Genomic DNA, 2,255 nt, shown 5'->3' on the forward strand with positions numbered 1-2,255 from the left:
GCCCCTCAGGACGCAACGGTTTCGACATTGTCATCGGTAATCCACCGTATATTAGGTTAAAAGAGATCTCAGTAGAATATAAAAGAATTTACAGAAAGGCGTATCCTTATACGGATAATCAATTTGACATTTTCTCTCTATTCATTCAGCTGGGGAGCAATCTCCTATGTAGTAGAGGGATTAACTCTCTTATAATACCAGATTCCTTTATCGGACGCTCAAATTTTGCGAGCCTAAGAAGAGTGCTTCTCAAACAGACACAAATCTTAGTCTGGCTACATCTTGACCAAGTATTTGATGTTGCTAAAGTAGCAAGTCTGATATTCGTATCTCAAAAGAAAATATCGGAACAAGAGCGGGTGCTTCCGTATACGAAAGCTACGAATATAGAAAACTGGTTATCTGGGAAAAAAGAAAGTTATGAGCTAAAAGTTTCTAGTATCTTGGAACGAGAAGACTGTAAAGTAATAGCTGCGTCAGCAGTTCAACTTAGTTTGTGGCAAAAACTAGAGACAACTATCAAGTTTGACAATATATTTCAAGTTTGGAGAGGAGAAGAGTTAGGTAGAAAAAGTCCTATCTTGAATAGCGATGAACTCGACAGCTATTTACCCATTCTAGCAGGTGAAGATGTACACAGATATCAGATCAGTGTCCCAACCAGATGGATCGACAGAAAATTGGTGAAAAAATCTTTGATATCTTATTCTAAAAAAAAGATTCTTATTCGTCAGTTGGGAAATCGGATAAACGCAACTATCGATCTAAATGGGAGTATCGTGCTGCAGTCTGTATATTGTCTTACATTGCGGACAGAGGGAGTAGATGATATCTGGTTTTATTTAGGCCTATGCAATTCTAAATTATATGATTACATATATCAAATAACAACTAGAGATAAACAATCATTTCAGCGAATATTGATAGAGAATATTCGGACATTACCTATTCCAAGTGTAATTGACCCTGAAATTTCTCAAAAAATTTCAATGTTTGCAAAGCAGATACTCCAAAATCCAAAAGAACTATCTAATAGTCAGCAGCTAGATCAACTTGTCTATGAACTTTATGCCTTGACGGATGAGGAGATTCGGTTGCTTGAGAACGATGAATAAAAACAAAGGAACTATTGGGCTACCCACATACCCCATAGGTGTACCATTGGGTAGCCCTATCTTGATGTTCTCTAAGGTATTACTCATCATCGCCGAGACGAAACTCTATCTCGTAGTTCTTGATAAACTCTGTTTCCTCGGTACTAAGTCCATACAGCGGACAGATATAGTCGTCTATCTTATCTATGAAGTACTTAGAGCGTCCTATCTTATACTCCTTAAAGCTATCTATCGTATAGCTTGATGCTGCAGAGGTCTGTCTAGTCTTGGCATTACGCTCTATATCTTCTAAGTACTCACGATATAGCTCTGTTAAATCTCGGCACGCCTGCTCACTAAGATTAGGCACCCTAAACTCGGAAAGTTCATAGTTTTTCCAGTTTAGGTTATCAGAGTAGATTTGATAAAACCAAAACGATAAATTACTACTAAGAATTGCCCCTAAGGGGTAAGCGTAGTCTTCCGAGAGGCGTAGTGTTCGCTCTGCTGAAGAACTATTGCTATAAGGGGTTACTACCTTGAAGTATCTTCCTCCAGCAAAACGGTATATAATAGGACTTCCCTCTTCTTGAATAAGCTCCTCAAGCTTTATGTGCTGTGATAGCTTGCGAAGAATAGACAATTCTATCTCTGTGCTAACCTTAGGGATACGCCCATATAGTATATGATCACGAACCTCCATAAATGAGAGGTTATCTATAAGTTGTTGTAAATTAACTCCTTTAATCTTCCTGTGCATTTTTGTAGCATATACTCTTCTAGCAGGCGACAAGGTCTTACGGAATGACACAATAGAGGTATTGGCTACTGCATTCTCAAAGACAGGTTGAGGTCTTACAGCATAGGAAGATATGTAGATGTCTTCACAATTATGTAGTAATATGTGATGTAGCCCAGACAATGCATCACTGGAAGTAATAGAAATGGGCGTAATCATAGAGAGCACTCCATCTTGGACAAGAAGCGTGTAGCCCAGTTCTATAAAGAGACTATAGGTATCAAGTGATCCCTTTTGAACACCTTTAATTGTTTTAGCAGACTGATATAGTTGTTTGTACTTGGCTTTCTCCTCGGAGGACAACTTTGCACCCCATGGTGGATTACCGATGACAATGTCGAAACCGTTGCGTCCTGAGGGGC

Annotated in this window: 2 protein-coding genes; one reads left to right on the forward strand and one right to left on the reverse strand. The window is 38.9% G+C overall.

Annotation, left to right across the window (positions count from 1 at the left end):
* Positions 1–1,115, forward strand: a 1,115-nt coding sequence (locus tag HQ50_RS01405) for a TaqI-like C-terminal specificity domain-containing protein (protein WP_039427745.1), incomplete at its 5' end; no start/stop codon positions are given.
* Between the two features lie 79 nt (positions 1,116–1,194).
* On the opposite strand, the gene HQ50_RS01410 is transcribed toward HQ50_RS01405, so the two are convergent.
* Positions 1,195–2,255: Eco57I restriction-modification methylase domain-containing protein (locus tag HQ50_RS01410; protein ID WP_196296381.1), on the reverse strand; the 1,061-nt coding region annotated here is incomplete at its 5' end.

The sequence above is a fragment of the Porphyromonas sp. COT-052 OH4946 genome, assembly GCF_000765965.1.
Classification (GTDB): domain Bacteria; phylum Bacteroidota; class Bacteroidia; order Bacteroidales; family Porphyromonadaceae; genus Porphyromonas; species Porphyromonas gulae.